The organism is Burkholderia sp. MSMB1072, from assembly GCF_001524725.1.
GTDB lineage: Bacteria > Pseudomonadota > Gammaproteobacteria > Burkholderiales > Burkholderiaceae > Burkholderia.
Window position 1 is genome coordinate 48038 of sequence record NZ_LOYC01000025.1, and the last position, 24532, is coordinate 72569.

Consider the following 24532-nt stretch of genomic DNA (forward strand, 5'->3'; position numbering starts at 1 on the left):
TGGGCCAGCCTCAAATGAGACCATCACTTCATGTTGCGAATCGCCGACGATAGCGGGTAGCGATTGAGCCGTCAAGCAAAATATCCCGCAGCGCATCATGCGCGCCGCCCGGCGCCCCGCCGGCGCGGTTCGCGCGCAACGTGCGGCGCCCGACCCGGTGCCAAGCCGCGCAAAAATTTGATAGCATCCGCGGGTTTTACGAAATTTTTCGACCATTTACACCACGCAGCGGGCCGCAGCGCATACCTTCACGGAATGGCATCAGACAAGGAACTCGCCGACTTTCTGGCGGGCGTCGAAAGGCGCGCGTTCAAGCAGGCCGCGTACGCCGTGCGTGACGACGATGCATCGCTCGACATCGTGCAGGACGCGATGATCAAGCTCGCTGAAAAGTACGGCGACCGGCCGGCGGCCGAGTTGCCGCTGCTTTTTCAGCGGATCCTGCAGAACGCGATCCACGACTGGTTCCGCCGGCAGAAGGTCCGCAACACGTGGGTGACGCTCTTCTCGTCGCTGAACAACACCGACGACGACGACTTCGACCCGCTCGAAACGCTCGAATCCGCGGACGACAACGCCGGCGTCGAGAGCAGCGAGCACCGCCTCGAAAGAGAGCAGGTTCTGGCCCTGATCGACGAGGAAATCCAGAAACTTCCGACGCGTCAACGGGAAGCGTTCCTGATGCGTTATTGGGAAGATATGGATGTCGCCGAGACTGCCGCCGCGATGGGGTGCTCCGAGGGCAGCGTCAAGACGCACTGCTCGCGAGCCACCCACACACTGGCGCAAGCGCTCAAGGCCAAAGGAATCACGCTATGAGCTCCGCTCCCGCAAACCGAGAACACGAATTCGCGCTGAAGGTGCGCCGCGCGCTGGACGAGCGCGCCGCCGCCCTGCCTGCCGCGACCACCGACCGGCTGGCCGTCGCCCGCCGGGCCGCGCTCGCGCGCAAGAAGCCCGAAGCCGCGAGTGCGCCGGTGTTCGTGCCGGCCTTCGCCGGCGCGGCCGGCGCCTATGGCCCGACGCCCGCGAACCGCCCGCCGGCCGGCCGCCTGTCGTTCGCGCGCCGGCTGCTGCGCGCATGGCCGCTCGCATTGCTGCTCGCGGGGCTCGTCGGCATCGCGTACTGGGAAGACATGCAGCGCACCGCCGAACTCGCCGACATCGACGCGGCGATGCTCAGCGACGACCTGCCGCTCAACGCGTATCTCGACCACGGGTTCAACGCGTATCTTTCGCGCGCTCACTAACAGACAATAACGAGGGGATCGTACGGGTGAGTCAGAAGCGCGGCCTGGCCGTATTTTTCGGATGCGTGATCGCGATCGCCGTTTCCTACGTCGCCACGTATCCCCGATTTCACCCGGCCCCCGCGACGGCTCCCGTCGCGACCACCAGCCCCGCCGCGCCCGCGTCGACCGCAACCGGCCTGACCACCGAACTCCCCCCGCTGCCCCTGCCGCTGCCGGCCGCCGCGGGCCCGCTGTCGTGGGCGCGCCTCACGCCGGCGCAGCACGCAGCCCTCGCTCCGTTCGCCGACCAGTGGGACGGCTTCAGCGACGCCCGCAAGCGCAAATGGCTGAAGATCGCATCGCGTTTCGCGAAGTTATCGCCGGATGACCAGAAACGCCTGCAGGAGCGGATGACCGAATGGGCGAAGATGACGCCCGAGCAGCGCCGCGTCGCGCGCGAGAACTACCAGAGTGCGAAGGAGCTGTCCGCTCAGGCGCGCGAGCGCGCGTGGAAGGCCTACCAGCAACTCCCCCAGGAGCAGAAGGAACGGCTTGCCGCCGCCGAGCGCCGTCGCAAGCCGAGTGTCGTCAGCGCGCCGCCGACCATCGCCGACCGTGACGTGCGCCGCCTCGTCAACGCGCACGAACACCCGGCGAGCGGCGCGGCGGCCGCCGCGGCGCCCGCGTCGGCCGGTGCCGCCGCGCAGCCGGCGCCCGCGTCGTCGACCTCCGGCACCGCATCCGCACCGGCCGCCGTGGCGCCGGTGTCGCCCGCCGACGCGCCCTCGCTGTTCAAGGGCTCCTGAGCGGCCGTGGCGAGCGCCCGCGCCCCCGAAACCCCGGCCGTCGCGCCGTCCGTACGGCGGCGCCTCGCCGCGCTGCTCTACGAAGGCGTACTGTTGTTCGGCGTCGTGTTCTTCGCCGGGCTCGCGTTCAGCCTCGCGACACGGCAACGCAACGGCCTCGTCCATCACAACCTGCTTGCCGCGTGGATCGCGCTCGTCGTCGGCGCGTATTTCGTGTGGTTCTGGACGCACGGCGGCCAGACGCTGCCGATGAAGACCTGGCGGCTACGGCTCGAATCGTCGAGCGGCCGGCCGCTGAGCGCCGGCCACGCGCTCGTCCGCTACGTGCTCGGCTGGCTGTGGTTCCTGCCGCCGCTCGCGCTGCACCCGCTCCTCGGACTGTCGGTACCCGTCACGCTCGCGCTCACCGCCGCATGGATCGTCGTGTGGGCCGGCGCCGCCCGGTTGCACGCAGGCCGCCAGTTCCTGCACGACCGGATCGCGCGCACGCGCGTCGTCGCGATACCGCGCTGACGCACCGCATTCGTCAGATGAAATCCGCTCGTCCGGTGCGCTCGTCGAGCCGGACGGCCGTGCCGGACAAGCGACGATCGTTCGGTGCGGCAGGTTACGCAACGCCTGTCCATTCACTGCTAAACACCCTTCAACGGCCGTAATAAGAACGTCTCGTGACTGTCACGGCACAGTCACGCCCGCATGGCGGAATGCCGGTAATGTCAACCGGCGCGAGTCATGCATGGGCCAGAAAACGTCCGCGACCTCACTGTTTCGTCACCCCATCGGCGCTCGCGCCGCCACTGCGTTCCTGTCCGGCTCGGGGGCAACCGACGGCGTGGTGTCGCAAAAGCCGCCCGTCGCGCACACCACGCAGCACGAGGACCCTGAACCGTCCGCCCATCGCTACCGCACCATCTGGCTGTCCGACATCCACCTCGGCTCGAGCGGCTGCCAGGCGCCCTACCTGCTGGACTTCCTGCGTCACAACGACTCGGAATACCTGTACCTCGTCGGCGACATCATCGACGGCTGGCAGCTGAAGAAAGGCTGGTACTGGCCGCAGGCGCACAACGACGTCGTGCAGAAGATCCTGCGCAAGGCGCGCAAGGGCACGCAGGTGGTCTACATCCCGGGTAATCACGACGAAGGCGCGCGGCAGTTCTGCGATCTCGCGTTCGGCGACATCCAGGTGCGCGGCGAGGCATTCCACACGACGCTCGCAGGCAAACGTTTGTGGATCGTGCACGGCGACCTGTTCGACGGCGTGATCCAGCACGCGAAATGGCTCGCGTACCTCGGCGACACGCTCTACACGCTGATCCTCGTGCTGAACCGCTGGTTCAACCGGATCCGCAGCCGGCTGGGCTTCCAGTACTGGTCGCTGTCGCAGTACCTGAAGCACCAGGTAAAGAACGCGGTCAACTTCATCTCGCAGTTCGAGACCGTGATGACCGACGAGGCCCGCCGCCGCGGCTGCGACGGCGTCGTGTGCGGCCATATCCACAAGGCCGAGATCCGCGACATCGACGGCGTGCTGTACTGCAACGACGGCGACTGGGTCGAAAGCCTGTCCGCGCTCGTCGAAACGATGGAAGGCGAACTGAAGATCGTCTACTGGACGGTGATGCGCTCCGCGCCGTCGGAGACCACGTCGCGCAAGGCCAAGGCCGCTGCCTGACACAACCTTACTTACAGGACAGATGCCGCGATGAAGATCATGATCGTCACCGATGCGTGGGAACCGCAGGTCAACGGCGTCGTGCGCACGCTGAAAAGCACGTCGCGCGAACTCACGGCGCTCGGCCACCGCGTCGAACTGCTGACGCCGCTGGAATTCCGCACGGTGCCCTGCCCGACCTACCCCGAGATCCGCCTGTCGATCCTGCCGTACCGCAAGCTGCGCGCGCGGATCGATGCGTTCGCGCCCGACGCGCTGCACATCGCGACCGAAGGCCCGCTCGGACTGGCCGCCCGGCGCTATGCACGCGCCCGCAAGCTGCCGTACACGACCGCCTACCACACGCGCTTTCCGGAATACGTGCAGGCGCGCTTCGGTATTCCGCTCGCCGCGACCTACCGCTTCCTGCACTGGTTCCACGGCCCGTCGCTCGCGGTGATGGCGCCGACGCCGGTCGTCAAGCAGGATCTCGAGAAATACGGCTTCACGAACGTGGTGCTGTGGACGCGCGGCGTCGATCTCGACATCTTCCATCCGATGGAGTCGAAGGTGCTCAACACCGCGCGGCCGATCTTCCTGTACGTGGGCCGCGTCGCGATCGAGAAGAACGTCGAGGCATTCCTGCGCCTCGATCTGCCCGGCTCGAAATGGGTCGCGGGCGAAGGCCCCGCGCTCGCGGAGCTGAAGTCGCGCTACCCGGAGGCGAACTATCTCGGCGTGCTGTCGCAGGCCGAACTCGCGAAGGTGTATGCTGCGGCCGACGTGTTCGTGTTCCCGAGTCGCACCGACACGTTCGGCCTCGTGCTGCTCGAGGCGCTCGCCTGCGGCACGCCGGTGGCCGCGTATCCCGTCACGGGTCCGATCGACGTGCTCAGCGGAGGCGACGCCGGCGCGATGCACGAGGACCTGCAGGAAGCCTGCCTCGAGGCGCTGAAGATCGAACGCACGACTGCGCGCGCGTGGGCGGAACGCTTCTCGTGGCGCGCGGCATCCGAGCAGTTCGCGTCGCACCTGAAGCCGCTGCCGAAGACCGCGTACTCGCCCGCCGAAGGTGCCGCCGTTTGAAACGAGACCTGAACGACAAGACCCCGCCCTTTAACGCAACGCCGCAACGGCACCGGCCGTTCGACGAGGAAGAGCCGCACGCCGAAACGGACGCGCATCCGCACGAGCCGCTCGGCCCCGACGATCGGCTGACGCCGCTGCCGCCGAACCCGTACAAGCGCCACCGCGGCATCACGCGTGCGTGGTTCGCGCTCAAGCATTCGCTGAACGGCTTTCGCGTCGCGATCCGCGAGGAAAGCGCGTTTCGCCAGGAGCTCACGCTCGCCGCGCTGATGCTGCCGATCGGCGCCTTCGCGCCGGTGCCGGCCGCGTCGCGCGCGCTGCTGATCGCCTCGGTGCTGCTGGTGCTGATCGTCGAGCTGCTGAACTCGAGCGTCGAAGCCGCGATCGACCGCATCTCGCTCGAGCGCCACGAACTCTCGAAGCGCGCGAAGGACCTCGGCAGCGCGGCCGTGACGGTCGCGCTGTTCGCGTGCGTGACGACCTGGGGCTTCGTGCTCGGCCCGGTCGTCGCACGCTGGCTCGGCTTCTAGCCCTGCCGGGCGCCTGCCCCGCCACCCGCATGCGGCGCCGCACCATGCGCCGCGCGGGGCCGCGATCACGAAATGCCCCGATGTGGCGAAACCCCGGTTTATAATCGTCCGCTAGACATAGAACAGCAACCCGCGCCGGACGAATCACGCAGCATCGATTGCAGCGCCCGCCAGTCCGGCACACACAGGGCCGGACGACATGGAAGCGAAACCTCCCCGCCGCACCCGCGAACGGATTCTCGAGTTGTCGTTGAAACTCTTCAACGAGATCGGCGAGCCGAACGTCACCACCACGACGATCGCCGAGGAAATGGAAATCAGTCCAGGCAACCTGTACTACCATTTCCGCAACAAGGACGACATCATCAACAGCATCTTCGCGCAGTTCGAGCAGCAGATCGAACGGCGGCTGCGCTTCCCCGAAGATCACCGTCCGACGATCGACGAAACCTGGTCGTACCTGCAGTACATGGCCGATTTCATGTGGACCTACCGGTTCCTGTATCGCGACCTCAACGACCTGCTCGCACGCAACCGCACGCTCGAGACGCACTTCAAGCAGATCATCAGCCACAAGGTGCGCTTCGCGCACGACATGTGCGAGCTGCTCGTCTCCGACGCCGAAATGGTCGCGACGCCCGCCGAGATCGAAGTCATTGCGACCAACATGGCGGTGATCTCGACGTACTGGCTGTCGTACCAGTACGTGATGCATCCGCGCAAATACAACGACCAGGACGCGATCCGCGAAGAGCTGCACCAGGTGAGCATGCACGTGATCTCGATCATGGCCCCGTACCTGCGCGGCCGCTCGCGCCAGCTGTTCGACGATCTGGTCTCCGGCAAGCTGCCCAAGCGCCAGTTCTCCGACTACCTGCCGCCGCGCGACGGTTCGCCGCGCCCGGCCGGCGGGCCCGTCGCCACCGGTCAAGCCGCCGCCAAGGACGCCAAGCAATGAAGGCGGTCTGCGTTTACTGCGGCTCGTCGTCCGGCGTGCGGCCCGTCTATGCCGATGCCGCGCGCGCATTCGGCCGCGCGCTGGTCGACGAGGGCCTCACGCTCGTGTACGGCGGCGGCCGCGTCGGCCTGATGGGTGTGATCGCCGACGAAGTGATGGCGGCCGGCGGCCGTGCGGTCGGCGTGATCCCCGAGCTGCTCGTCGACAAGGAAGTCGGCCATACGGGGCTGTCGGAACTGCACGTGGTGCCCGACATGCACCATCGCAAGAAGATGATGGCCGACCTCTCCGATGCGTTCGTCGCGATGCCCGGCGGCGCCGGCACGCTCGAGGAGCTCTTCGAGGTCTACACGTGGGCGCAGCTCGGCTATCACCGCAAGCCCGTCGCGCTCTACAACATCGATGCGTTCTACGATCCGCTGATCGCGCTGTTGCGCCATACGGTCGACGAAGGCTTCATGCGGCCGGCCTACTTCGACGCGCTGTGCGTCGAATCGGAACCCGCCGGGCTGATCGAGCGGCTGCGCCGCTACCAGCCGCCCGCCCGCGACAAGTGGGCACCCGACGCAGCGAAGTAACCCTCACCGGAACCCGCACGATGACCGCACCGTCCGACCGCAAGGCCGTCCTCATCACCGGCGCGAGCCGTGGCATCGGCCGCGCGACCGCCGTGCTCGCGGCCGAACGCGGCTGGGACGTCGGCATCAACTACGCGCGCGACGCGGCGGCGGCCGAACGGACCGCGCAGGCCGTGCGCGACGCGGGCGGCCGCGCGTGCATCGTCGCGGGCGATGTCGCGAACGAGGCGGACGTCGTCGCGATGTTCGACACCGTTGCCGCCGAATTCGGGCGGCTCGACGCGCTGGTCAACAATGCAGGCATCGTCGCGCCGTCGATGCCGCTCGCCGACATGCCGGTCGACCGGCTGCGGCGGATGTTCGATACCAACGTGCTCGGCGCCTACCTGTGTGCGCGCGAAGCCGCGCGCCGGCTGTCCACCGACCGCGGCGGCCGCGGCGGCGCGATCGTCAACGTGTCGTCGATCGCGTCGCGGCTCGGCTCGCCGAACGAGTACGTCGACTACGCGGGCTCGAAAGGCGCGGTCGATTCGCTGACGATCGGCCTGGCAAAGGAACTCGGCCCGCACGGCGTGCGCGTGAACGCGGTGCGCCCCGGCCTGATCGAGACCGACATTCATGCAAGCGGCGGCCAGCCGGACCGTGCGGCCCGTCTCGGCGCGCAGACACCGCTCGGCCGCGCGGGCGAAGCGCAGGAGATCGCCGAGGCGATCGTGTGGCTGCTCGGCGATACGGCGTCCTACACGACAGGCGCCCTGCTCGACGTCGGCGGCGGCCGCTAAGCTGACGCGCGGCGCAACAATACGGCGGTCGAAACCGCCCCGTGGTCACAGCGCCACAAATCTCCACAATTCCGTGACAGTTTCAGTAAACGTCCGTAACAATTCCGTGTTTTACTAGCGGGCATTCGGACGGGTGTCTTGAACACGCTGTCCGTTACCCGGATATAGCCCCTTATCGGTCCTGCCCATGTCGCCGGACCGGCTCGCTCGACCCGAGATCTTTTCCATGCCTGGAACCGCAGCGCCCAGCCGGCGACGCACGCCCGTGCCCGCCTCGGCTGCGCACACCCGCTCGACCGCCGATACCGACGTCATCGCGACGCTGGACGTCGCCGGCACGCCCGTCGCCGCGGCGGTCGCCGTCACCCACACCCCACGCGAGCGCTCGCTGCTGCTCGGCTGGCGCACATGGCTGTTCGTCGTCGCACTGGTGTGTGCGTACACGCTGCCCGGCGTGCTCGGGCACGATCCGTGGAAACAGGACGAAACCTATACGTTCGGCATCATCCAGCACATGCTCGAGACCGGCGACTTCGTCGTGCCGACCAATGCCGGCCTGCCGTTCATGGAAAAGCCGCCGCTTTACGCGTGGGTCGCGACCAGCCTCGCGTGGCTGCTGCAGCGCGTGATGCCGCTGCACGACGCGGCGCGCCTCGCGAGCGCGCTGTTCGCCGCGCTCGCGTTCGGCTTCATCGCGCGCGCGGCCCGCGTGGCCAGCCGGGCGGACGACTGGTTCGACCTGCGCGTGCTCGGCCCGGTCGTGCTGAGCGCGGGCACGCTCGTCGTCATCAAGCACGTGCACGACATGATGACGGACGTCGCGCTGTTTGCCGGCACGGCAATGGGGTTCTGCGGGCTGCTCGAACTCGTGATGCAGCACGTCGCACGTGCGCAGCAGATGCGGCACGGGCTGCCGGCGCATCCGGCGAGCCGCTGGGCCGCGCCGATCTTCGGCGCGGGCGTCGGCGTCGCATTGATGGCGAAGGGGCTGTTCGTGCCGCTCGTATTCGCGGCCACGCTTTCCTGCACGCTGGCGCTCTATCCGGCCTGCCGCACCCGCTCGTTCGCACGCGCGCTCGGCATTGCCGCACTCGTGTTCGCGCCGTTCGCGCTGATCTGGCCGACCGCCCTGTTCCTGCGCTCGGAAACGCTGTTCATGACGTGGTTCTGGGACAACAACGTCGGCCGCTTCTTCGGCTTCTCCGTTCCCGAACTGGGCGCCGAAAACGACAAGCCGTTCTTCATCCTGCGTGCGTTCCTGCTCGTCGGCTTCCCGGTCGCGCCGCTCGCGATCGTCGCGCTCGCCCGCGGCGCATGGCGCGACTGGCGCGCGCCGCGCATCGCGCTGCCCGTGCTGTTCGCCGGCATCGGGCTCGTGGTGCTGCAGGTGTCCGCGACGTCGCGCCAGCTCTACATCCTGCCGTTCTTCGCCCCGCTCGCGCTGGTCGCCGCGCAGGCGATCGACCGCCTGCCGCGCCGGCTGCATCTCGCGTGGGATTACCTGAGCCGCATCCTGTTCGGCACGGTCGTCGTGCTCGCATGGGCGATCTGGGCGGTGATGGCCGATCCGGCTGCGTCGCATGCCGATCTCGCGCTACTCGGCCGCTGGCTGCCGCTCGACTGGACGATGCCGATCCAGCCCGCGCTCGTGACCGGCGCGCTCGCGCTGACGGTCGGCTGGCTGACGCTGCTGCCGTCGCTGCGCACGACGGGCCTGTGGCGCGGCGCGCTGTCGTGGGGCGCCGGCGCGCTCGTCGCGTGGGGGCTGATCTATACGCTGCTGCTGCCGTGGCTCGACGTCGCGAAGAGCTATCGCTCGGTGTTCGACGACCTGAACGCGCATCTCGCGCTCGAATGGAACGACGGCGACTGCATGGCGAGCCTGCACGGGCTCGGCGAATCGGAAGCGCCGATGTTGTACTACTTCTCCGGCATCCAGCACACGCCGATCGACGACGCGAAGACGACGCGCTGCACGTGGATGATCGTGCAGGGCGTACGGGCCGTCGATCCGGCGCCCGGCAACGAATGGAAGCTGTTCTGGACCGGCGCCCGCCCGGGCGACAACGCGGAACTGCTGCGCGTCTACGTACGCACGCCCGAACAGCACCTGCAGTGACACGGGGCGGCGCGATGCGCCGTCCTGCCCGCCGTTACTTTCCTCTTCGGCACTGGCCGCGCGCTTTGCGCGAGGCCGGCCGGCGGCACGAATCCGCCGCGCTCTCGCCGCCCCTTCCGTCGTCACACCCGATCGTCAGAACGACGAGCCGGGCTCCCGCAGAAACGCCGTTTCCTCGTCGGTCGACGCGCGACCGAGAATCGCGTTCCGGTGCGGAAAGCGGCCGAAGCGCTCGACGACCGCCGCATGCAGCAACGCGAAGCGGTGATAACCCTCGCATCCGGCCTCGTCGCGGATGCCCGCGCACAGGCGCACGGCCTCGCGCTGGCTCTCGACCGATTCGTCGTGCTCGAACGGCAGATACGCGAACGCACGATGATGTCCGCTCGGCAACTGCGCGTCCCAGCCGGCCGCGACGACGCGACGGGCGAGCGCGAGCGCCTTCGGATCGGCGGCAAACGCGCGCGGCGTGCCGCGATGGATGTTGCGCGAGAACTGGTCGAGTACGACGATCAACGCCAGCGCGCCCTCCGGCGAACCGGCCCAGTGATCGCAGGCGCCGTCGCACGCGGCGTCGAGCAGCGCGCCGTAACGCGTGCGCAGCACGTCGTCGAACGCCGCACCGCCGTTGAACCAGATCTTGCGTTCGTGCCCGAATTCGGCCGAGCCCGGCTCACCGAACCAGAAATCGAGAATCTCCCGTGCCTGTGGATCGAGCGCCGCCGCGCCCGCTTTCCCGGTATCGATCGTCATGCAAACTCCAGTACGAGGCGCCGTGTGCGCGCGCTCTTCTTTTCCAGTTTCGCGACCCGCAGCCCGCCGATTTCGGACGTGTTGCGCACATGCGTGCCGCCGCACGGCTGCAGGTCGACGTTTTCGATGCGCAGCAGCCGCACGCGGCCGAGGCCCATCGGCGGCTTCACGCTCATCGTGCGCACGAGTTCGGGCCGCTCGGCCATCTCGTCGTCGGTGATCCATTCGGTCGTGACCGGATGCGCGCCGCCGACGAGGCTCGCGAGGCGCCGCTCGACGTCGTCGCGGTCGATCGCGTCGGACGTCGCGAAATCGAGCCGCACGTAGTCGGCCGTCACGCTGCAGCCGTCGACTGCGTACGGCAGCACCGCGCACATCAGGTGCGCGGCCGTGTGCAGGCGCATGTGCCGGTAGCGGCGCAGCCAGTCGATCGCGGCGACCACGCGCGTGCCGGGAGCAAGCGTCGCCACGCGCGCCTCCTGGCCCGGCGCGGGCACGTGCACGGCGTCGTCGGGCGTCGCGCCGTCGAACTTCGCCTTGCGCGTATCGGCAATCGCGATCGTGCTGCCGTCAGGCAGCGTCAGCGTGCCGGCGTCGCCGGCCTGGCCGCCGCCGAGCGGATAGAACACCGTGCGATCGAGCCGGATGCCATCGTCGCCGACGGCCTGGACGATCGCCTCGCATTGCGTGAGGTACGCGTCTTCGCGAAACAGCGCTTGTGTCGTCATCGAGGGAACCTCGTATCGATGGGGGAAACGGCCAGTGTCGCGCCGGGCTGCACGGGCGCCCAGACGCAGATCGTCCCGCCCGCGGGCAGCGGCGTACCGGTCGATCAACCGGGCCGGTTGCGCATCCAGTCGGCCGTGTCGTAGAACGAATGCATGAGCCGCTCGCGCAGCGGCTCCGGCAGCCCGACATCCTCCATCGCCCACGCCATGCAGCGCAGCCACTGGTCGCGCTCGACCGACGCGATCGGGAACGGCAGGTGCCGCGCGCGCAGCCGGGGGTGGCCGAACCGGCTGATGTAGTGGTCGGGGCCGCCGAGCCAGCCGCACAGGAACCAGAACAGCTTGTCGCGCGACCCGTCGAGCGACTGCGGATGCAGCGCACGAATCTGCGCGAACTCGGGTTCGAGGTCCATCAGGTCGTAGAAGCGGTCCACCATTTCGCGCACGCGGGCTTCGCCGCCCACGAGTTCGAACGCCGTCGGCTGCGACGGCGCATCGTCATTCACATCGGTCATACGGATTGTCGGAAACGGGATCTTCGGGCTGCGGCGACGCTCAGGCGTCGCGCAGCGACTGCAGCGCGGGGCGCCGCAACACATTATGCAGGCTCAGCCAGCCGGCCGCACCGGCGCAGACGACGCCGGCCGCGATGCCGGCCGGTACGAGCCACGGATCGACGGCGAGCTGAAAGTCGAACACGCGCGACGCGAGCACCCAGCCGACCGCGATCGCGCCCGCCGACGCGAGCGCGCCGGCCAGCGCGCCGACCACGATGAATTCCGCGCGCTGCACCGCATTGACCTGCGCGCGCGACGCGCCGAGCGCGCGCAGCAGCGCGGCCTCGCGCACGCGCTCGTCGCGCGAGCCGGCGAGCGCCGTATACAGCACGAGCACGCCGGCCGCGAGCGTGAACGCAAACAGGAACTGCACCGCCCCGACCACCTGCAGCATCATCCGCTGCAACTGCGCGAGGATCGGCGCGACGTCGATCGCGGTCAGGTTCGGGTAGCGCGCGATCAGCGGATCGAGCAGCGCGGCGTCCGATGCCGGCAGATGGAAGCTCGTCAGATAGACGGCCGGAAAATCCTTCAGCACCGGCGGCGGCATCAGCACGAAGAAGTTGACGCGGAACGAGCCCCAGTCGAGCTTGCGCACGCTCGTGACGGGCGCATCGACCGTCAGCCCCGTCACGTCGAAGCGCAGCGTGTCGCCCGGCTTCACGTTCAGCGTCTTCGCCAGGCCGGCTTCGATCGAGATCTGCGGCGTGGCCGCAGTACCGAACCAGTCGCCTTCGACGATCCGGTTGTCGGACGGCAGCTCGGTCGTATACGACAAGTTGAATTCGCGATCGACGAGCCGGCGGGCCTCTTCGGACGGGTACGCGTCCGGATTCACCGGCTTGCCGTTGATCGCGACGAGGCGGCCGCGCACCATCGGCGCCGGTACGGCGTCACGCACGCCGTGCGCGGCCAGATAGGCGGCGACATCGGCGCGCTGGTCTGGCTGGATGTCGATCAGGAACTGGTTTGGCGCGTCGGGCGGCGTCGACTGCCGCCAGCCCGCCACGAGGTCGTTGCGCGTGATCGCGATCAGCAGCAGGCACATCAGGCCGAGCGCGAGCGCGGTGATCTGCAGCGCGCTGGCCGTGCCGCGCCGGTGCAGCGACGCCAGCGCGTATCGCCAGCCGACGCCCGCGGCCACGCGCGCATCGCGCACCGCGCGCGCGGCCGCGAACAGCACGAGCCGGGCGATCAGCGCGAACCCGACCAGCGCGCCGGCGAAGCCGCCCGCGACGATCAGGCCGAGTTTCAGGTTGCCGGCAGCCGCGATCAGCAGCCCCGCGAACAGCACGACACCGATCGCATACGCGGCCCACGCGGTGCGCGATGCGTCGCCCCACTCGCGCCGCAGCACGCGTACCGGCGGCACGCGCGTGAGCGGCACGAGCGGCGGCAGCGCGAAACCGAGCAGCAGCACGAGCGCCGCGCCCATGCCGATCAGCGCCGGCCACAGCGTCGGCGGCGGCAGCACGACGTCGATCAGGCTGCCGAGCGCGGCCAGCAACGCCCAGTGGCCGCCATAGCCGAGCACCGCACCCGCGGCGCCCGACACGATGCCGACGCCGGCGAATTCGAGCGCGAACAGCGCGCCGAGCGTGCGGCGGCTCACGCCGAGGCAGCGCATCGTCGCGCAGCCGTCGAGATGGCGCCGCATGTAGCGCTGCGCGGCCATCGCAATCGCGACCGCCGCGAGCAGCGCGGTCAGCAAGGCGACGAGCGTCAGGAAATGGCGTGCGCGATCCAGTGTCTGCCGCACCTGCGGCTGCCCTTCCTGCAACGACTCGAGCCCGACGCCGCGCAGTTTCCCGCCGTCGACGCGCGCGTGTGCATACGCTTCGAAGCGCGCGACGGCCGGTGCGTCGCCGGCGACCAGCAGCCGGTACGTGACGCGGCTGCCGTAGCCCGTGAGCCCGGTCGCGGCGAGCTCGTCCGCGCGCATCATCAGCCGCGGGGAAAAATTGACGAACGAAAAGCCGCGATCGAGCTCGCGGGCAATCGCGGCGGCGACCGTAAACGTGCGCAACCCGACGCGCACCGTATCGCCCGCCTTGAGGTGCAGCGCATCGAGCAGCGCCGGGTCGGCCCATACGGTGCCGGGCGCGGGAATCGCGGTCGCCTTCCGCGCGACGGCCGCGCCGGCCGGCAGGATCTCGACCGCGCCGCGCAGCGGATAGCCGGGCGACACGGCCTTCACGGCCGCGAGGCGCGACGGCGCCGCGTCGGCGGCCTGGCCGCCCGCGGCGGACGCGATCATGCTCGGGAAGATGGCCGTCGTCGCGGTACGCAGGCCGAGCGCGCGGGCCTGCCGGTCGAACGACGGATCGACGGGGCGATCGGCGCGCACGACGAAATCGGCGCCGAGCATCTGGCGCGCGTCGCGCTCGAGCCCCTGGCGCAGCCGATCGGCGAGAAAGCCGACGCTCGTCAGCGCCGCGACCGCGAGCACCAGCGCGAGGACCAGCAGCGTCAGTTCGCCCGCGCGCCAGTCGCGCGCGGTCATCCGGGCAGCCTGGCGGATCAGGTCGCGCAGGCCGAAGCGGCCCGCATGCGCGCGCCCGTCATGGCCGGGTTGCCCGGCCGGCGGCTGCACCGCGTGTTGCGGCCCCTTCAATCGCGTTTTCCTCCGATCGAGTTGAGCCGCGACACCATGTGATTCGCCATCCCGCGAAAACCGCCCGACACGCCGCGCCACAGGCGCGGCAGCGCCCATGCCGACGCCGCGACGAACGCGGCGAGCAGCACGAGGAATGCGAGCGGAACGAAGAACGCGAGGACCAGCCCGCCGACCACGAGACCGTCCTCGGTCGATGACGCGACCCAGTTCGAAATCGGTTCGGGAGACAGGTTGATCAGCGCGCGCGTGCCGGCCTTCGCCACGTGCGCGGCGCCGGCGAGCGAGCCGCCGGCGAGCCCCGCGACCGCCAGCATGGTCGGATCGGCATGGCCGAGCGCGCCGGCCGCGAGCACGGCGCCGGCCGGGATGCGGATGAAGGTGTGCACGGCATCCCACAGCGAGTCGAACGCGGGGATCTTGTCGGCAAGGAATTCGGTCACGGCGAGCACGGCCGCGGCGCCGATGACCCACGGCGACGTCAGCACGGCCAGCGTGTCGGGCAGGTGGAGCCAGCCGAACCGCGCCAGCACGCCGGCGATCAGCACCGTCAGGTACAGGCGCAGGCCGCTCGCCCACGCGAGTCCCGCGCCGAGCGAAATGGCTTCGATCATGGCCCTCTCCTTGCACTTTCCGTGCGTTTTGCCGATTGATCGGATCGGGTCGGACAGACCGGCCGCGCGGCGCGTGGCGACCGGCACCGCGTACCGCGAGCAGCACGACGGTATTCAGGCCCGAATGCGTTCCATTATAGACAGGCCGGACGGGCGGCCGGCGCAATTCCGCGGCGGGGCCGCGCCCGGGACACCGTCGTCAGGCGGCCGACGACAGCTTCAGGCCGACCAGCCCCGCGACGATCAGCGCCGCGCTCGCGACACGCGCGACGGTCAGCGCCTCGCCCATCATCACGATGCCGAACACGAACGCGCCGACCGCGCCGATGCCCGTCCACACCGCGTACGCGGTGCCGAGCGGCAACTGGCGCATCGCGACCGCGAGCAGCCCGAAGCTGGCCAGCGCCGTCACGATCGTAAACAGCGACGGACCGAGCTTCGTGAAGCCGTCCGACGATTTCAAGCCGGCCGCCCAGGCCACTTCCAGCAAACCGGCGATCAACAACCATACCCACGCCATCTCGACGTACTCCATATCGGATGGGGCCGTCCCCGTTGAAGCGAATGACCCGGGGTCGTCCCCGGGCGGCGCCGAGTATAACAAGAGGCTGACGGACCTGCCGGCTGTGGGCCGCGGCGGCGGACGATGCGGGGCGCGACCGGCCGGACGCGGTCAGTTCGCCACGCGCTTGGGCGCGACGCCGCCGACGCAGCGGTCGTCCCGGTACAGCGCCCACTCCTCGCACACGCGGCCATCCTTGAACATGCACATGCCGACCTGCCCGCGCGGCAGGCTGCGGATCACGTGGCGACCGCCGAGCTTCTCGCAGTTGACCGATGCGGGATTGGCCAGCGCCGCCTGCGCGGGCGGCTGCTGCCCGGGCGGCAGCGGCTGGGCGAACGCGCCGGGCGCAGCCAGCGCCAGCGCACAGCTGACGACCAGACGGACGGACATTGCACGCTCCTCGTTTTCGTTCGGGGAACGGTCAGGATAGCGGGGATTGCGCAGCCGGTGTGCAAGGGCGGCCGCGGTCGCGAAACTGTCGCGCCGGCGCAACCCTGCCGGTGCGCGGCACCTCGGCCGCGTGCCCCGCCGCGCATCGCCCGTCACACCGCGCCGACGAGCCGATAGCCGACGCCCGTCTCGGTGACGATGTGCTCGGGCTGCGCGGGATCGGCCTCGAGCTTCTGGCGCAGGTGCGCCATGTAGATACGCAGGTAATGATGGCTCTCGACGTGCGATGGTCCCCACACGTCGCGCAGCAACTGGCGGTGCGTGAGCACGCGCCCCGCGTGACGCACGAGCGTCGCGAGCAGCCGGTACTCGAGCGGCGTCAGGTGCACGATCGCGTCATCGCGCCACACCTGGCGCAGCGCGAGATCGACGGTCACGGTGCCGAAGGCCACCTTCGGCGACGCGTTCGCGCCGCCCTGGTTGCGCCGGCGCAGTTGCGCGCGAATCCGCGCACGCAGTTCGGACACGCCGAACGGCTTGGTCAGGTAATCGTCGGCGCCCGCGTCCAGCGCCGCGACTTTCTCCTCCTCCTGCGTGCGGGCGGACAGCACGATCACCGGCACCTCGGACCAGCCGCGCAGCTCGCGGATCACGTCGAGGCCGTCGGTGTCGGGCAGGCCGAGGTCGACGATCACGAGGTCGGGCTTGCGCGTCGCCGCGTCGATCAACCCCTGCTTGCCCGTCTCGGCCTCGAACACCGCGATGCCCTCCTCCTCGAGCGCGGCGCGCACGAAGCGGCGGATCTGCTTTTCGTCCTCGATCAGGACGACGGTCAGGCTGGGTTCACTCATGGTCTGGCAATGACTCGGATGGGGGCGATGCGCCCGGCAGGTCGGATTCGTCGTCGGGCACGGCCGGCGCGGCCGGCGGCGTGTCGACCGGCAGCGTGAACCAGAAGCGCGCACCCGTCACGCGGCCGTCGGGCGCGACGCGGTTGAGCGCGCCGATTTTACCGCCGTGCGCCTCGACGATCGCGCGGCAGATCGCGAGCCCGAGCCCGATGCCGGGCGTGGCCGACTCCTTCTCGCCGCGCGTGAACTTCTCGAAGATCCGCGCCTCCATGCCGGCCGGCAAGCCGGGGCCGTGATCGTCGACGTGCACGCGCACGAACGGGTTCCCGAACGGGTTCCCGATCGGGTTCCCGTCGTCGGTCACGCGCTCCGCGCCGATGTCGAGCGACGTATCGGGCGGCGTGTACTTCGCCGCGTTCTCGAACAGGTTGGTGAACAGCCGCTCCATCAGCACCGCGTCCATCTGCAGCAACGGCAGGTCGGCCGGCAGCGCTACGCGCACGGGATGACGCGCGAGCACCCGCCGGCATGCGGCGAGCGCGGCGCCGACGGTTTCCTCGAGCAGCGACCACTGGCGCTTGAGCTGCAGGCTGCCGGCCTGCAGCCGCGCCATGTCGAGCAGGTTCGTGACGATGCCCGTCATGCGCAGCGCCTCGTCGTGAATCGCGTCGACGAGTTCGCCCTCGCGCTGCGCGAGCCGCGCGGCCGCCGCGGCGTCGCCCGCCTGCGCGGCCGCGCGCCCGTTCGCGAGCATCGACGAAAAGCCGACGATCGTCGTGAGCGGCGTGCGCAGGTCGTGCGAGATCGCCGACAGCAGCGAGTTGCGCAGCCGCTCGGACTCCATGTTGACGAGCGCGTCGCGCGCGATCTCGACGTAATGCACGCGCTCGAGCGCGAGCGCGATCTGCGCGGCGAATGCGTCGAGCATCCGCTGCTGCTCGGGCACCTCGAGTTCGCGCGGCTCGCGCGATGCGACCGCGAGCACGCCGCGCGTGCGCATCGGCGCCTTCAGCGGCAGATACAGCGCGGCCGTCGCCGGCAGCGTATCGGTGCCGCGCCCGGCCGGCTTCTGCTGGTCGTACACCCACTGGCCGACGTCGCGGTCGAGCTCCGCGCCCGCCAGCGTGACGGCCGCATCGGGCTCCTCGATCTTCTGCCGTACCTGGTCCGCGCTGTCGGGCAGCAGGAACGCGACGCGCGCGCGGAACACCTCGCCCACGTGGCGGCTGCCGATCTCGACGATCTGCTCGGTCGTCAGCGCCGCGCCAAGCTCGCGCGCCATCGCGTAGATCGCACCGGTGCGGCGCTCGCGGCGCTGCGCGACGCTCGCCTGGCGCGTGAGCGTCGACGTCAGGTGGCTGATCACGAGCGAGGTCAGCAGCATCCCGAAGAAAGTCAGCAGGTATTGCGTGTCGCTGACCGAGAACGACATGCGCGGCGACACGAAGAAGAAATCGAACGCGGCCACCGACAGGAACGACTGCAGCACGCCCGGGCCGCGCCCGAGCCGTACGGCCGAAAACACCACGCCGAGCAGGTACAGCATCACGAGATTCGTGAGGTCGAGCCGCCCGGACACGACGCTCGCGACGACGGTGATCGCCGCGCAGATCGCGGCCGCATACGCGTAATGGCGCGGCGGCGAACGATGCGTGCCGAACTGCGCGAACGCATCGCGCCAGTCGCGCGCCCGCGCGTCGAGCGGCGCGGCGCGCGCCTCGTCGCTCGCGGACGCGCGAATCAGCATCAGGTCGACGTCGCCCGCGCGTTCCGCCAGTTGCTCGCCGAACGGCCGCGCGAAGCGGCGCGCGAGCCCGACCTTCGGCGAGCCGCCCGCGACCAGCTTCGATACGTTGCGCACCTTCGCATAGCCGATCAGCGCGGCGACCGCGTCGGCGCCGGCGAGCGTGGCCGTCTCCGCGCCGAGCTCGGCCGCGAGCTTCAGCGCGTCGAGCGTGCGCTGCCGCCGCGCGTCGGGCAGCCGCTGCAGGCGCGGCGTCTCGACGTACACGGCGATCCAGTCGGCCTTCAGGCTCGCGGCCAGGCGCGCCGCCGCGCGCACGAGCGTCGGCGCTTCGGCGCCCGGGCCGACGCACACGAGCAGCCGCTCGCGCGCCTGCCAGATGCGCTGGATCGAACGATCGGCGCGGTACTCGCGCATCTGCGCGTCGACGCGATCGGCCGTGCGCCGCAGCGCCAGCTCGCGCAGCGCGATCAGGTTGCCCTTGCGGAAGAAGTTGCGCACCGCGCGCTCGGCCTGCTGCGCGAGATAGACCTTGCCGTCGCGCATGCGCTCGAGCAACTCCTCGGCCGGCAGGTCGACGAGCGTGACTTCGTCGGCCGCGTCGAACACGCGATCGGGCACGGTCTCCCACACGCGGATGCCGGTGATCGCGCCGACCACGTCATTCAGGCTTTCGAGGTGCTGGACGTTGACGGTCGTATACACGTCGATGCCCGCGTCGAGCAGCTCGTAGACGTCCTGCCAGCGCTTCAGGTGCCGTGCGCCCTGCACGTTCGAATGCGCGAGCTCGTCGACGAGGATCAGTTGCGGCGCACGCGCGAGCGCGCCGTCCAGATCGAATTCGGCGAACGTGCGGCCGCGATGGTCGATGCGGGCGGGCGGCAGCACGTCGAGGCCGTCGAGCAGCGCGGCGGTCTCGCCGCGGCCGTGGGTCTCGACGATGCCGACGACGACGTCGACGCCCTCCTGCCGGCGCTGCCGCGCGGCCTGCAGCATCGCGTAGGTCTTGCCGACGCCGGCGGACGCGCCGAAGAAGATCTTGAGCTGGCCGCGCCGCTGCTTTTCTTCGTCTCGCTGCAGCTTGTCGAGAAGTTGGTCGGGATCGGGACGGTTCATGCGTGAGGAAAGCGGAGCGCCCGGATGCGCGCGGGTACGAGCATTGTGGTTCCAAATCACCGCAAAAGGCAAAGACGGCGCGCGCGCCGTCGGCAAAAGCGCATCCGGCGCGGTTCAGGCGCGCCGGATGCCGGCCGCTACGCGCGCTCGGTCAGTGCGCGGCCTGCGCCGCGTCGAGCGCGAGGTTCAGCTTCAGCACGTTCACGCGCGGCTCGCCGAGCACGCCGAACTGGCGGCCCGTCGTGTTCGCGGCGACGAGTCGCGCGACCGCGTCCGGCGCCAGGTTGCGCGCCTTCGCGACGCGCTCGACCTGGTACGCGGCGGCGGCTGGCGTGATCTCCGGATCGAGGCCGCTCGCCGACGCCGTCACGAGATCGACCGGCACCGGCTTCGACAGGTCGGTGCCGGCGTCGCGCAGCGCGGCGAGGCGCGCCTTCACCTGATCGGCGAGCGACGGGTTCAGCGGGCCGAGGTTCGAGCCGCCGGAGCCGGCCGCGTTGTACGGCATCGGCGCAGTGGCCGACAGCCGGCCCCAGAAATACTTCGGCGCATCGAACGGCTGGCCGATCAGCGCGGAGCCGACGACCTTGCCGTCCTGCTCGATCAGGCTGCCGTTGGCCTGCGACGGGAACACGGCCTGACCGAACACGGTCATCGCGGCCGGGTAAGCGAGCCCCGTCACGGCGGTCAGGACGACGAACAGTACGACGAGCGGGCGAATCAACGATTTCATGATGGTTCCTTCGGGTGCGGCCGGCCAGGTGCGGCCGGCTCAGGCCCAGCCGAGCGCGGCGAGCGTCATGTCGATCAGCTTGATGAACGGGAACGGCAGCAGCACGCCGCCGAGGCCGTAGACCAGCAGGTTGCGGCGCAGCAGCGACGCGGCGCCGAGCGGCCGGTAGGTCACGCCCTTCAGCGCGAGCGGAATCAGCGCGACGATGATCAATGCGTTGAAGATCACCGCCGACAGGATCGCGGACGCCGGCGAGCTCAGGTGCATGATGTCGAGCACGCGCAGTTGCGGGTACGTCGTCACGAACGCGGCCGGAATGATCGCGAAGTACTTCGCGATGTCGTTCGCGATCGAGAACGTGGTCAGCGACCCGCGCGTCATCAGCATCTGCTTGCCGATCTCGACGATCTCGATCAGCTTCGTCGGGTTCGAGTCGAGGTCGACCATGTTGCCGGCTTCCTTCGCCGCCTGCGTGCCGGTGTTCATCGCGACCGCGACGTCCGCCTGCGCGAGCGCCGGCGCGTCGTTGGTGCCGTCGCCCGTCATCGCGACGAGGCGCCCGGCCGCCTGGTGCTCGCGGATCGTCGCGAGCTTGGTTTCCGGCGTCGCTTCCGCGAGGAAATCGTCGACGCCCGCTTCCGCCGCGATCGCCGCGGCCGTCAACCGGTTGTCGCCCGTCACCATCACGGTCTTGATGCCCATCTTGCGCAGCTCCGCGAAGCGCTCCTTGATGCCGCCCTTCACGATGTCCTTCAGCTCGATCACGCCGAGCACGCGCGCCGCCCCTTCCTGCAGGTCTGCCACGACGAGCGGCGTGCTGCCGCGGCGCGCGACGTCGTCCACCGCGCGGCGCACCTCTTCCGGAAAGCGGCTGCCGTGCGTCTCGACGTAGCGGCGAATCGCATCGGCCGCGCCCTTGCGGATTTCGCGGCCGGGCAGATCGACGCCGCTCATCCGCGTCTGCGCGGAAAAGCCGAGGAACGTCGCGTGCAGTTGCGCCATGTCGCGCTGGCGAATGTCGAAGCGCGCCTTCGCGAGCACGACGATGCTGCGGCCTTCCGGCGTTTCGTCGGCGAGCGACGAGAGTTGCGCGGCATCGGCCAGCGCTTCCTCGGCCACGCCGGGCGCCGGCACGAACGTCGACGCCTGGCGGTTGCCGAGCGTGATCGTGCCGGTCTTGTCGAGCAGCAGCACGTCGACGTCGCCGGCCGCCTCCACCGCGCGCCCCGACGTCGCGATCACGTTCGCCTGCATCATCCGGCTCATCCCGGCCACACCGATCGCGGACAGCAGGCCGCCGATCGTCGTCGGGATCAGGCACACGAGCAGCGCGACGAGCGCGGTGATCGTCACCACGTGGCCGGCCTTCATCGCTTCGACCGAGAACATCGAGAACGGCAGCAGCGTCGCGGTCGCGAGCAGCATCACGATCGTCAGCGCGACGAGCAGGATCGTCAGCGCGACTTCGTTCGGCGTCTTCTTGCGCTTCGCGCCTTCGACCATCGCGATCATGCGGTCGAGAAACGCCTCGCCGGGATTCGCGGTGACCTTGACGACGATCCAGTCCGACAGCACGCGCGTGCCGCCCGTCACCGACGAGAAGTCGCCACCCGATTCGCGGATCACCGGCGCGGATTCGCCGGTGATCGCCGATTCGTCGACCGACGCGACGCCGTCGAGCACCTCGCCGTCGGCCGGGATCACGTCGCCGGTCTCGACGAGCACGACGTCGCCTTTACGCAGGTCGGACGCGGTCGTGATGCGGATCGGCGACTTCGGATGCGGCTCGTTGAGCTTCTTCGCCATCACGTCCTTCTTCGCGCTGCGCAGCGACGCGGCCTGCGCCTTCGAGCGTCCTTCCGCGAGCGCTTCGGCGAAGTTCGCGAACAGCACCGTGAACCACAGCCACAGCGCGACCGCGAGGATGAAGCCGGCGGGCGCCTCGGCCTGGCCGGCGAGCGCCGCGATCCACAGGATCGTGGTCAGGATGCTGCCGACGTACACGCAGAACATCACCGGGTTGCGCAACTGCGTGCGCGGCGTGAGTTTCTTGAACGAATCCGCGATCGCCGGGCGCAGCAGCGCCGGATCGAACATGGACCGTGTTGCGGAATGTTGAGTCATTGCGATCTCTTCAAGCTCTTCAGTCTTTTCAATGTGTCGCGATGCGGGCGCGCGTCACGCGCCCAGCCACATCATCAGGTGCTCGACACCCGGGCCCAGCGCGAGCGCCGGCACGTAGGTCAGCGCACCCACCAGCAGCACGGTGCCGAGCAGCAGCACGACAAACAGCGGGCCGTGGGTCGGCAGCGTGCCGCTCGTCACCGCGATGCGTTTCTTCGCGGCGAGCGAGCCGGCGATCGCCAGCACCGGCACGATCGTGCCGAAGCGGCCGAACCACATCGCGATCGCGGTCATCCAGTTGTAGAACGGCGTGCCGACCGTCAGGCCCGCGAACGCGCTGCCGTTGTTGTTCGCGGCCGAGCTGAACGCATAGAGGATTTCCGAGAAGCCGTGCGGGCCGGGGTTCGCGATGCCGGCCTTGCCCGCGTCCGCCAACACCGCGATCGACGTACCGACCAGCACGAGCAGCGGCGTGAGCAGCACGACGATCGACACCATCTTCATCTCGTACGACTCGATCTTCTTGCCCACGTATTCCGGCGTGCGGCCGATCATCAGGCCCGCGACGAACACCGCGAGCAGCGCGAACACGAGCATCCCGTAGAGGCCGGAGCCGACCCCGCCGTAGATCACCTCGCCGAGCTGCATCAGCAGCATCGGCACGAGGCCGCCGACCGGCGTCAGCGAATCGTGCATCGCATCGACCGCGCCGCACGACGCGGCCGTCGTCGCGACCGTGAAGATGCCGGTCTGCGCGATCCCGAAGCGCGTTTCCTTGCCTTCCATGTTGCCGCCCGGCTGCAGCGCGCTCGCCGACTGGTCGACGTGCAGCGCGGCGAGCGTCGGGTTGCCGGCCTGCTCGGCGCTCACCTCGACGCCGGTCGCGACCGCGAACGCGACCGTCATCGCCGCGAGCACCGCGATGCCCTGCCGGCGGTCGCCGATCATGCGGCCGAACACGAGGCACAGCGCGGCCGGAATGATCAGGATCGCGAAGATCTCGACGAAGTTCGAGAACGGCGTCGGGTTCTCGTACGGGTGCGCGGAGTTCGCGTTGAAGAAGCCGCCGCCGTTGGTGCCGAGCATCTTGATCGCTTCCTGCGACGCGACCGGGCCCATCGCGAGCGTCTGCTTCGTCAACGGGGTCGGCACCGTGACTGCGTTGCCCTTGTCGTCCTTCACCGGGTTGCCGTGCGCGTCGAGCTTCGGCGCCGCATAGGTGCTCGCCTGCAACACCGGCACGTCCTGGTACGCCTTCATGTTCTGCAGCACGCCCTGGCTCATCAGCAGCGCGGCGACGAGCGCCGCCATCGGCACGAGCACGTACAGCGTCACGCGCGTCAGGTCGACCCAGAAGTTGCCGATGGTCTGCGCGGTGTGGCGCGCGAAGCCGCGGATCAGCGCGATCACGACGACGATGCCGGTCGCCGCCGACAGGAAGTTCTGCACCGTCAGGCCGAGCATCTGCGTCAGGTAGCTGACGGTCTGCTCGGGCGTGTAGTCCTGCCAGTTCGTGTTGGCGACGAAGCTGACGGCCGTGTTGAACGCGCCGTCGGCCGTCATCGCGCCGAACTGCTGCGGGTTGCCGGGCAGGAAGCCCTGCAGGCGCAGCAACCCGTAGAGGAACAGCACGCCGAGCGCGTTGAACGCGATCGTCGCGACCGCGTATTGCTTCCAGTTCATCTCGGTGCCGGCGTCGACGCCGGCGACGCGATACAGCATACGTTCGAGCGGCCCGAACACGCGCACGACGCGCGCGCTGCCGTCCATCACCGCCGTCAGATAGCGCGCGACCGGCACGGCCGCCGCCAGCAGCACGACGATGAACAACAGCGTCTGCAACAGGTTGTTCGCGTTCATTCGATGTCCTCCGCGCGCAGCAGCGCAAAGACGAGATACGCGAACAGCAGCGCGGTGGACGCGCCCGCCAGCCAAAGCATCCAGGTCATGCCCGCCCCCCGCGACCGTATTGCGCGAGCTTCTCGCAACCGGCAA

The 24532-nt window shown here is 69.5% G+C and carries 24 protein-coding genes; 11 read left to right on the forward strand and 13 right to left on the reverse strand.

The genetic code is table 11. The features are described 5' to 3' along the window. Window positions 1-255 precede the first annotated feature (255 nt). The 11 genes from WS89_RS12685 to WS89_RS12735 all read left to right on the forward strand — a co-directional run bounded on the left by WS89_RS12685 (window position 256) and on the right by WS89_RS12735 (window position 9748). Entirely contained in the window at window positions 256-819 is a 564-nt protein-coding gene (locus tag WS89_RS12685) for an RNA polymerase sigma factor (RefSeq protein ID WP_027784998.1), read from the forward strand. After that, window positions 816-1250 carry a DUF3619 family protein gene (locus WS89_RS12690; protein ID WP_059791287.1) on the forward strand — a complete coding sequence of 145 codons (435 nt, stop codon included), beginning with the start codon at window positions 816-818 and terminating at the stop codon, window positions 1248-1250. The genes WS89_RS12685 and WS89_RS12690 overlap by 4 nt, the downstream gene beginning before the upstream one ends. A 26-nt stretch (window positions 1251-1276) precedes the next feature. Next, window positions 1277-2038: a DUF3106 domain-containing protein gene (locus WS89_RS12695; protein WP_059791290.1), complete on the forward strand. Its 762-nt coding sequence runs from the start codon at window positions 1277-1279 to the stop codon at window positions 2036-2038. A 6-nt stretch (window positions 2039-2044) separates the two neighbouring features. After that, a complete protein-coding gene (locus WS89_RS12700; protein ID WP_059791292.1) occupies window positions 2045-2551 on the forward strand; it encodes an RDD family protein in 507 nt (168 codons plus the stop codon). Window positions 2552-2774: 223 nt separating this feature from the next. Continuing rightward, on the forward strand, window positions 2775-3713 hold the full coding sequence (locus WS89_RS12705; protein WP_059499229.1) for a UDP-2,3-diacylglucosamine diphosphatase: 939 nt from the start codon (window positions 2775-2777) through the stop codon (window positions 3711-3713). Window positions 3714-3743: 30 nt separating this feature from the next. Further along, on the forward strand, window positions 3744-4778 hold the full coding sequence (locus tag WS89_RS12710; RefSeq protein ID WP_059499228.1) for a glycosyltransferase family 4 protein: 1035 nt from the start codon (window positions 3744-3746) through the stop codon (window positions 4776-4778). Next, complete coding sequence (locus WS89_RS12715) at window positions 4775-5311, forward strand: diacylglycerol kinase (RefSeq protein WP_059499227.1); 537 nt, start codon at window positions 4775-4777, stop codon at window positions 5309-5311. The genes WS89_RS12710 and WS89_RS12715 overlap by 4 nt, the downstream gene beginning before the upstream one ends. 199 nt (window positions 5312-5510) lie before the next feature. After that, the gene (locus tag WS89_RS12720; RefSeq protein ID WP_034207986.1) at window positions 5511-6269 is read left to right on the forward strand and encodes a TetR/AcrR family transcriptional regulator; all 759 of its coding nucleotides are present in this window, start codon (window positions 5511-5513) and stop codon (window positions 6267-6269) included. Beyond that, window positions 6266-6847 carry a TIGR00730 family Rossman fold protein gene (locus tag WS89_RS12725; protein ID WP_059499226.1) on the forward strand — a complete coding sequence of 194 codons (582 nt, stop codon included), beginning with the start codon at window positions 6266-6268 and terminating at the stop codon, window positions 6845-6847. Before WS89_RS12720 ends, WS89_RS12725 begins: the two co-directional genes overlap by 4 nt. 20 nt (window positions 6848-6867) lie before the next feature. Next, window positions 6868-7629, forward strand: coding sequence for an SDR family oxidoreductase (locus WS89_RS12730; protein WP_059499225.1), 762 nt, complete (start codon window positions 6868-6870; stop codon window positions 7627-7629). Between the two features lie 226 nt (window positions 7630-7855). Beyond that, window positions 7856-9748, forward strand: coding sequence for an ArnT family glycosyltransferase (locus WS89_RS12735; protein WP_059791293.1), 1893 nt, complete (start codon window positions 7856-7858; stop codon window positions 9746-9748). Window positions 9749-9883: 135 nt separating this feature from the next. Here the strand turns inward: WS89_RS12735 and WS89_RS12740 are convergent, their stop codons facing one another. The 13 genes from WS89_RS12740 to kdpF form a co-directional block, all read right to left on the reverse strand. Continuing rightward, window positions 9884-10501 carry a DUF924 family protein gene (locus WS89_RS12740; protein ID WP_059499223.1) on the reverse strand — a complete coding sequence of 206 codons (618 nt, stop codon included), beginning with the start codon at window positions 10499-10501 and terminating at the stop codon, window positions 9884-9886. Further along, a complete protein-coding gene (locus WS89_RS12745; RefSeq protein WP_059791295.1) occupies window positions 10498-11229 on the reverse strand; it encodes an alanyl-tRNA editing protein in 732 nt (243 codons plus the stop codon). Before WS89_RS12745 ends, WS89_RS12740 begins: the two co-directional genes overlap by 4 nt. A gap of 104 nt (window positions 11230-11333) precedes the next feature. Further along, window positions 11334-11744 (reverse strand): group II truncated hemoglobin, encoded by a 411-nt coding sequence (locus WS89_RS12750; RefSeq protein WP_059499221.1) that lies wholly within the window; start codon window positions 11742-11744, stop codon window positions 11334-11336. Between the two features lie 40 nt (window positions 11745-11784). Next, window positions 11785-14400 carry an ABC transporter permease gene (locus WS89_RS12755; protein ID WP_059791297.1) on the reverse strand — a complete coding sequence of 872 codons (2616 nt, stop codon included), beginning with the start codon at window positions 14398-14400 and terminating at the stop codon, window positions 11785-11787. Then, window positions 14397-15014 carry a DUF4126 domain-containing protein gene (locus WS89_RS12760; RefSeq protein WP_034207994.1) on the reverse strand — a complete coding sequence of 206 codons (618 nt, stop codon included), beginning with the start codon at window positions 15012-15014 and terminating at the stop codon, window positions 14397-14399. Before WS89_RS12760 ends, WS89_RS12755 begins: the two co-directional genes overlap by 4 nt. A gap of 199 nt (window positions 15015-15213) precedes the next feature. Further along, window positions 15214-15534: a quaternary ammonium compound efflux SMR transporter SugE gene (gene sugE / locus WS89_RS12765; RefSeq protein WP_034208737.1), complete on the reverse strand. Its 321-nt coding sequence runs from the start codon at window positions 15532-15534 to the stop codon at window positions 15214-15216. A 153-nt stretch (window positions 15535-15687) separates the two neighbouring features. Then, the gene (locus WS89_RS12770; protein ID WP_059791299.1) at window positions 15688-15969 is read right to left on the reverse strand and encodes a DUF333 domain-containing protein; all 282 of its coding nucleotides are present in this window, start codon (window positions 15967-15969) and stop codon (window positions 15688-15690) included. A gap of 152 nt (window positions 15970-16121) precedes the next feature. After that, entirely contained in the window at window positions 16122-16820 is a 699-nt protein-coding gene (kdpE, locus tag WS89_RS12775) for a two-component system response regulator KdpE (RefSeq protein WP_059499219.1), read from the reverse strand. Continuing rightward, window positions 16813-19680 (reverse strand): DUF4118 domain-containing protein, encoded by a 2868-nt coding sequence (locus WS89_RS12780; RefSeq protein WP_059791301.1) that lies wholly within the window; start codon window positions 19678-19680, stop codon window positions 16813-16815. Before WS89_RS12780 ends, kdpE begins: the two co-directional genes overlap by 8 nt. 151 nt (window positions 19681-19831) lie before the next feature. Next, window positions 19832-20413: a potassium-transporting ATPase subunit KdpC gene (gene kdpC, locus WS89_RS12785; protein WP_059791304.1), complete on the reverse strand. Its 582-nt coding sequence runs from the start codon at window positions 20411-20413 to the stop codon at window positions 19832-19834. A 39-nt stretch (window positions 20414-20452) separates the two neighbouring features. Beyond that, complete coding sequence (gene kdpB, locus WS89_RS12790) at window positions 20453-22537, reverse strand: potassium-transporting ATPase subunit KdpB (RefSeq protein ID WP_059791306.1); 2085 nt, start codon at window positions 22535-22537, stop codon at window positions 20453-20455. Window positions 22538-22591: 54 nt separating this feature from the next. Continuing rightward, a complete protein-coding gene (gene kdpA / locus WS89_RS12795; RefSeq protein ID WP_059791308.1) occupies window positions 22592-24397 on the reverse strand; it encodes a potassium-transporting ATPase subunit KdpA in 1806 nt (601 codons plus the stop codon). Continuing rightward, window positions 24394-24486: a K(+)-transporting ATPase subunit F gene (gene kdpF, locus WS89_RS12800; RefSeq protein ID WP_006752209.1), complete on the reverse strand. Its 93-nt coding sequence runs from the start codon at window positions 24484-24486 to the stop codon at window positions 24394-24396. Before kdpF ends, kdpA begins: the two co-directional genes overlap by 4 nt. Window positions 24487-24532 lie beyond the last annotated feature (46 nt).

Bases quoted from the DNA above. Each gene is read 5' to 3' on its own strand.
- kdpC (WP_059791304.1), bottom strand. From the start codon at position 20,413: ATGAAATCGTTGATTCGCCCGCTCGTCGTACTGTTCGTCGTCCTGACC.
- WS89_RS12780 (WP_059791301.1), bottom strand. From the start codon at position 19,680: ATGAACCGTCCCGATCCCGACCAACTTCTCGACAAGCTGCAGCGAGAC.
- WS89_RS12725 (WP_059499226.1), top strand. From the start codon at position 6,266: ATGAAGGCGGTCTGCGTTTACTGCGGCTCGTCGTCCGGCGTGCGGCCC.
- sugE (WP_034208737.1), bottom strand. From the start codon at position 15,534: ATGGCGTGGGTATGGTTGTTGATCGCCGGTTTGCTGGAAGTGGCCTGG.
- kdpE (WP_059499219.1), bottom strand. From the start codon at position 16,820: ATGAGTGAACCCAGCCTGACCGTCGTCCTGATCGAGGACGAAAAGCAG.
- WS89_RS12730 (WP_059499225.1), top strand. From the start codon at position 6,868: ATGACCGCACCGTCCGACCGCAAGGCCGTCCTCATCACCGGCGCGAGC.
- WS89_RS12735 (WP_059791293.1), top strand. From the start codon at position 7,856: ATGCCTGGAACCGCAGCGCCCAGCCGGCGACGCACGCCCGTGCCCGCC.
- kdpA (WP_059791308.1), bottom strand. From the start codon at position 24,397: ATGAACGCGAACAACCTGTTGCAGACGCTGTTGTTCATCGTCGTGCTG.
- WS89_RS12740 (WP_059499223.1), bottom strand. From the start codon at position 10,501: ATGACGATCGATACCGGGAAAGCGGGCGCGGCGGCGCTCGATCCACAG.
- WS89_RS12690 (WP_059791287.1), top strand. From the start codon at position 816: ATGAGCTCCGCTCCCGCAAACCGAGAACACGAATTCGCGCTGAAGGTG.
- WS89_RS12745 (WP_059791295.1), bottom strand. From the start codon at position 11,229: ATGACGACACAAGCGCTGTTTCGCGAAGACGCGTACCTCACGCAATGC.
- WS89_RS12710 (WP_059499228.1), top strand. From the start codon at position 3,744: ATGAAGATCATGATCGTCACCGATGCGTGGGAACCGCAGGTCAACGGC.
- WS89_RS12685 (WP_027784998.1), top strand. From the start codon at position 256: ATGGCATCAGACAAGGAACTCGCCGACTTTCTGGCGGGCGTCGAAAGG.
- kdpF (WP_006752209.1), bottom strand. From the start codon at position 24,486: ATGACCTGGATGCTTTGGCTGGCGGGCGCGTCCACCGCGCTGCTGTTC.
- WS89_RS12705 (WP_059499229.1), top strand. From the start codon at position 2,775: ATGGGCCAGAAAACGTCCGCGACCTCACTGTTTCGTCACCCCATCGGC.
- WS89_RS12770 (WP_059791299.1), bottom strand. From the start codon at position 15,969: ATGTCCGTCCGTCTGGTCGTCAGCTGTGCGCTGGCGCTGGCTGCGCCC.
- WS89_RS12720 (WP_034207986.1), top strand. From the start codon at position 5,511: ATGGAAGCGAAACCTCCCCGCCGCACCCGCGAACGGATTCTCGAGTTG.
- WS89_RS12750 (WP_059499221.1), bottom strand. From the start codon at position 11,744: ATGACCGATGTGAATGACGATGCGCCGTCGCAGCCGACGGCGTTCGAA.
- WS89_RS12760 (WP_034207994.1), bottom strand. From the start codon at position 15,014: ATGATCGAAGCCATTTCGCTCGGCGCGGGACTCGCGTGGGCGAGCGGC.
- kdpB (WP_059791306.1), bottom strand. From the start codon at position 22,537: ATGACTCAACATTCCGCAACACGGTCCATGTTCGATCCGGCGCTGCTG.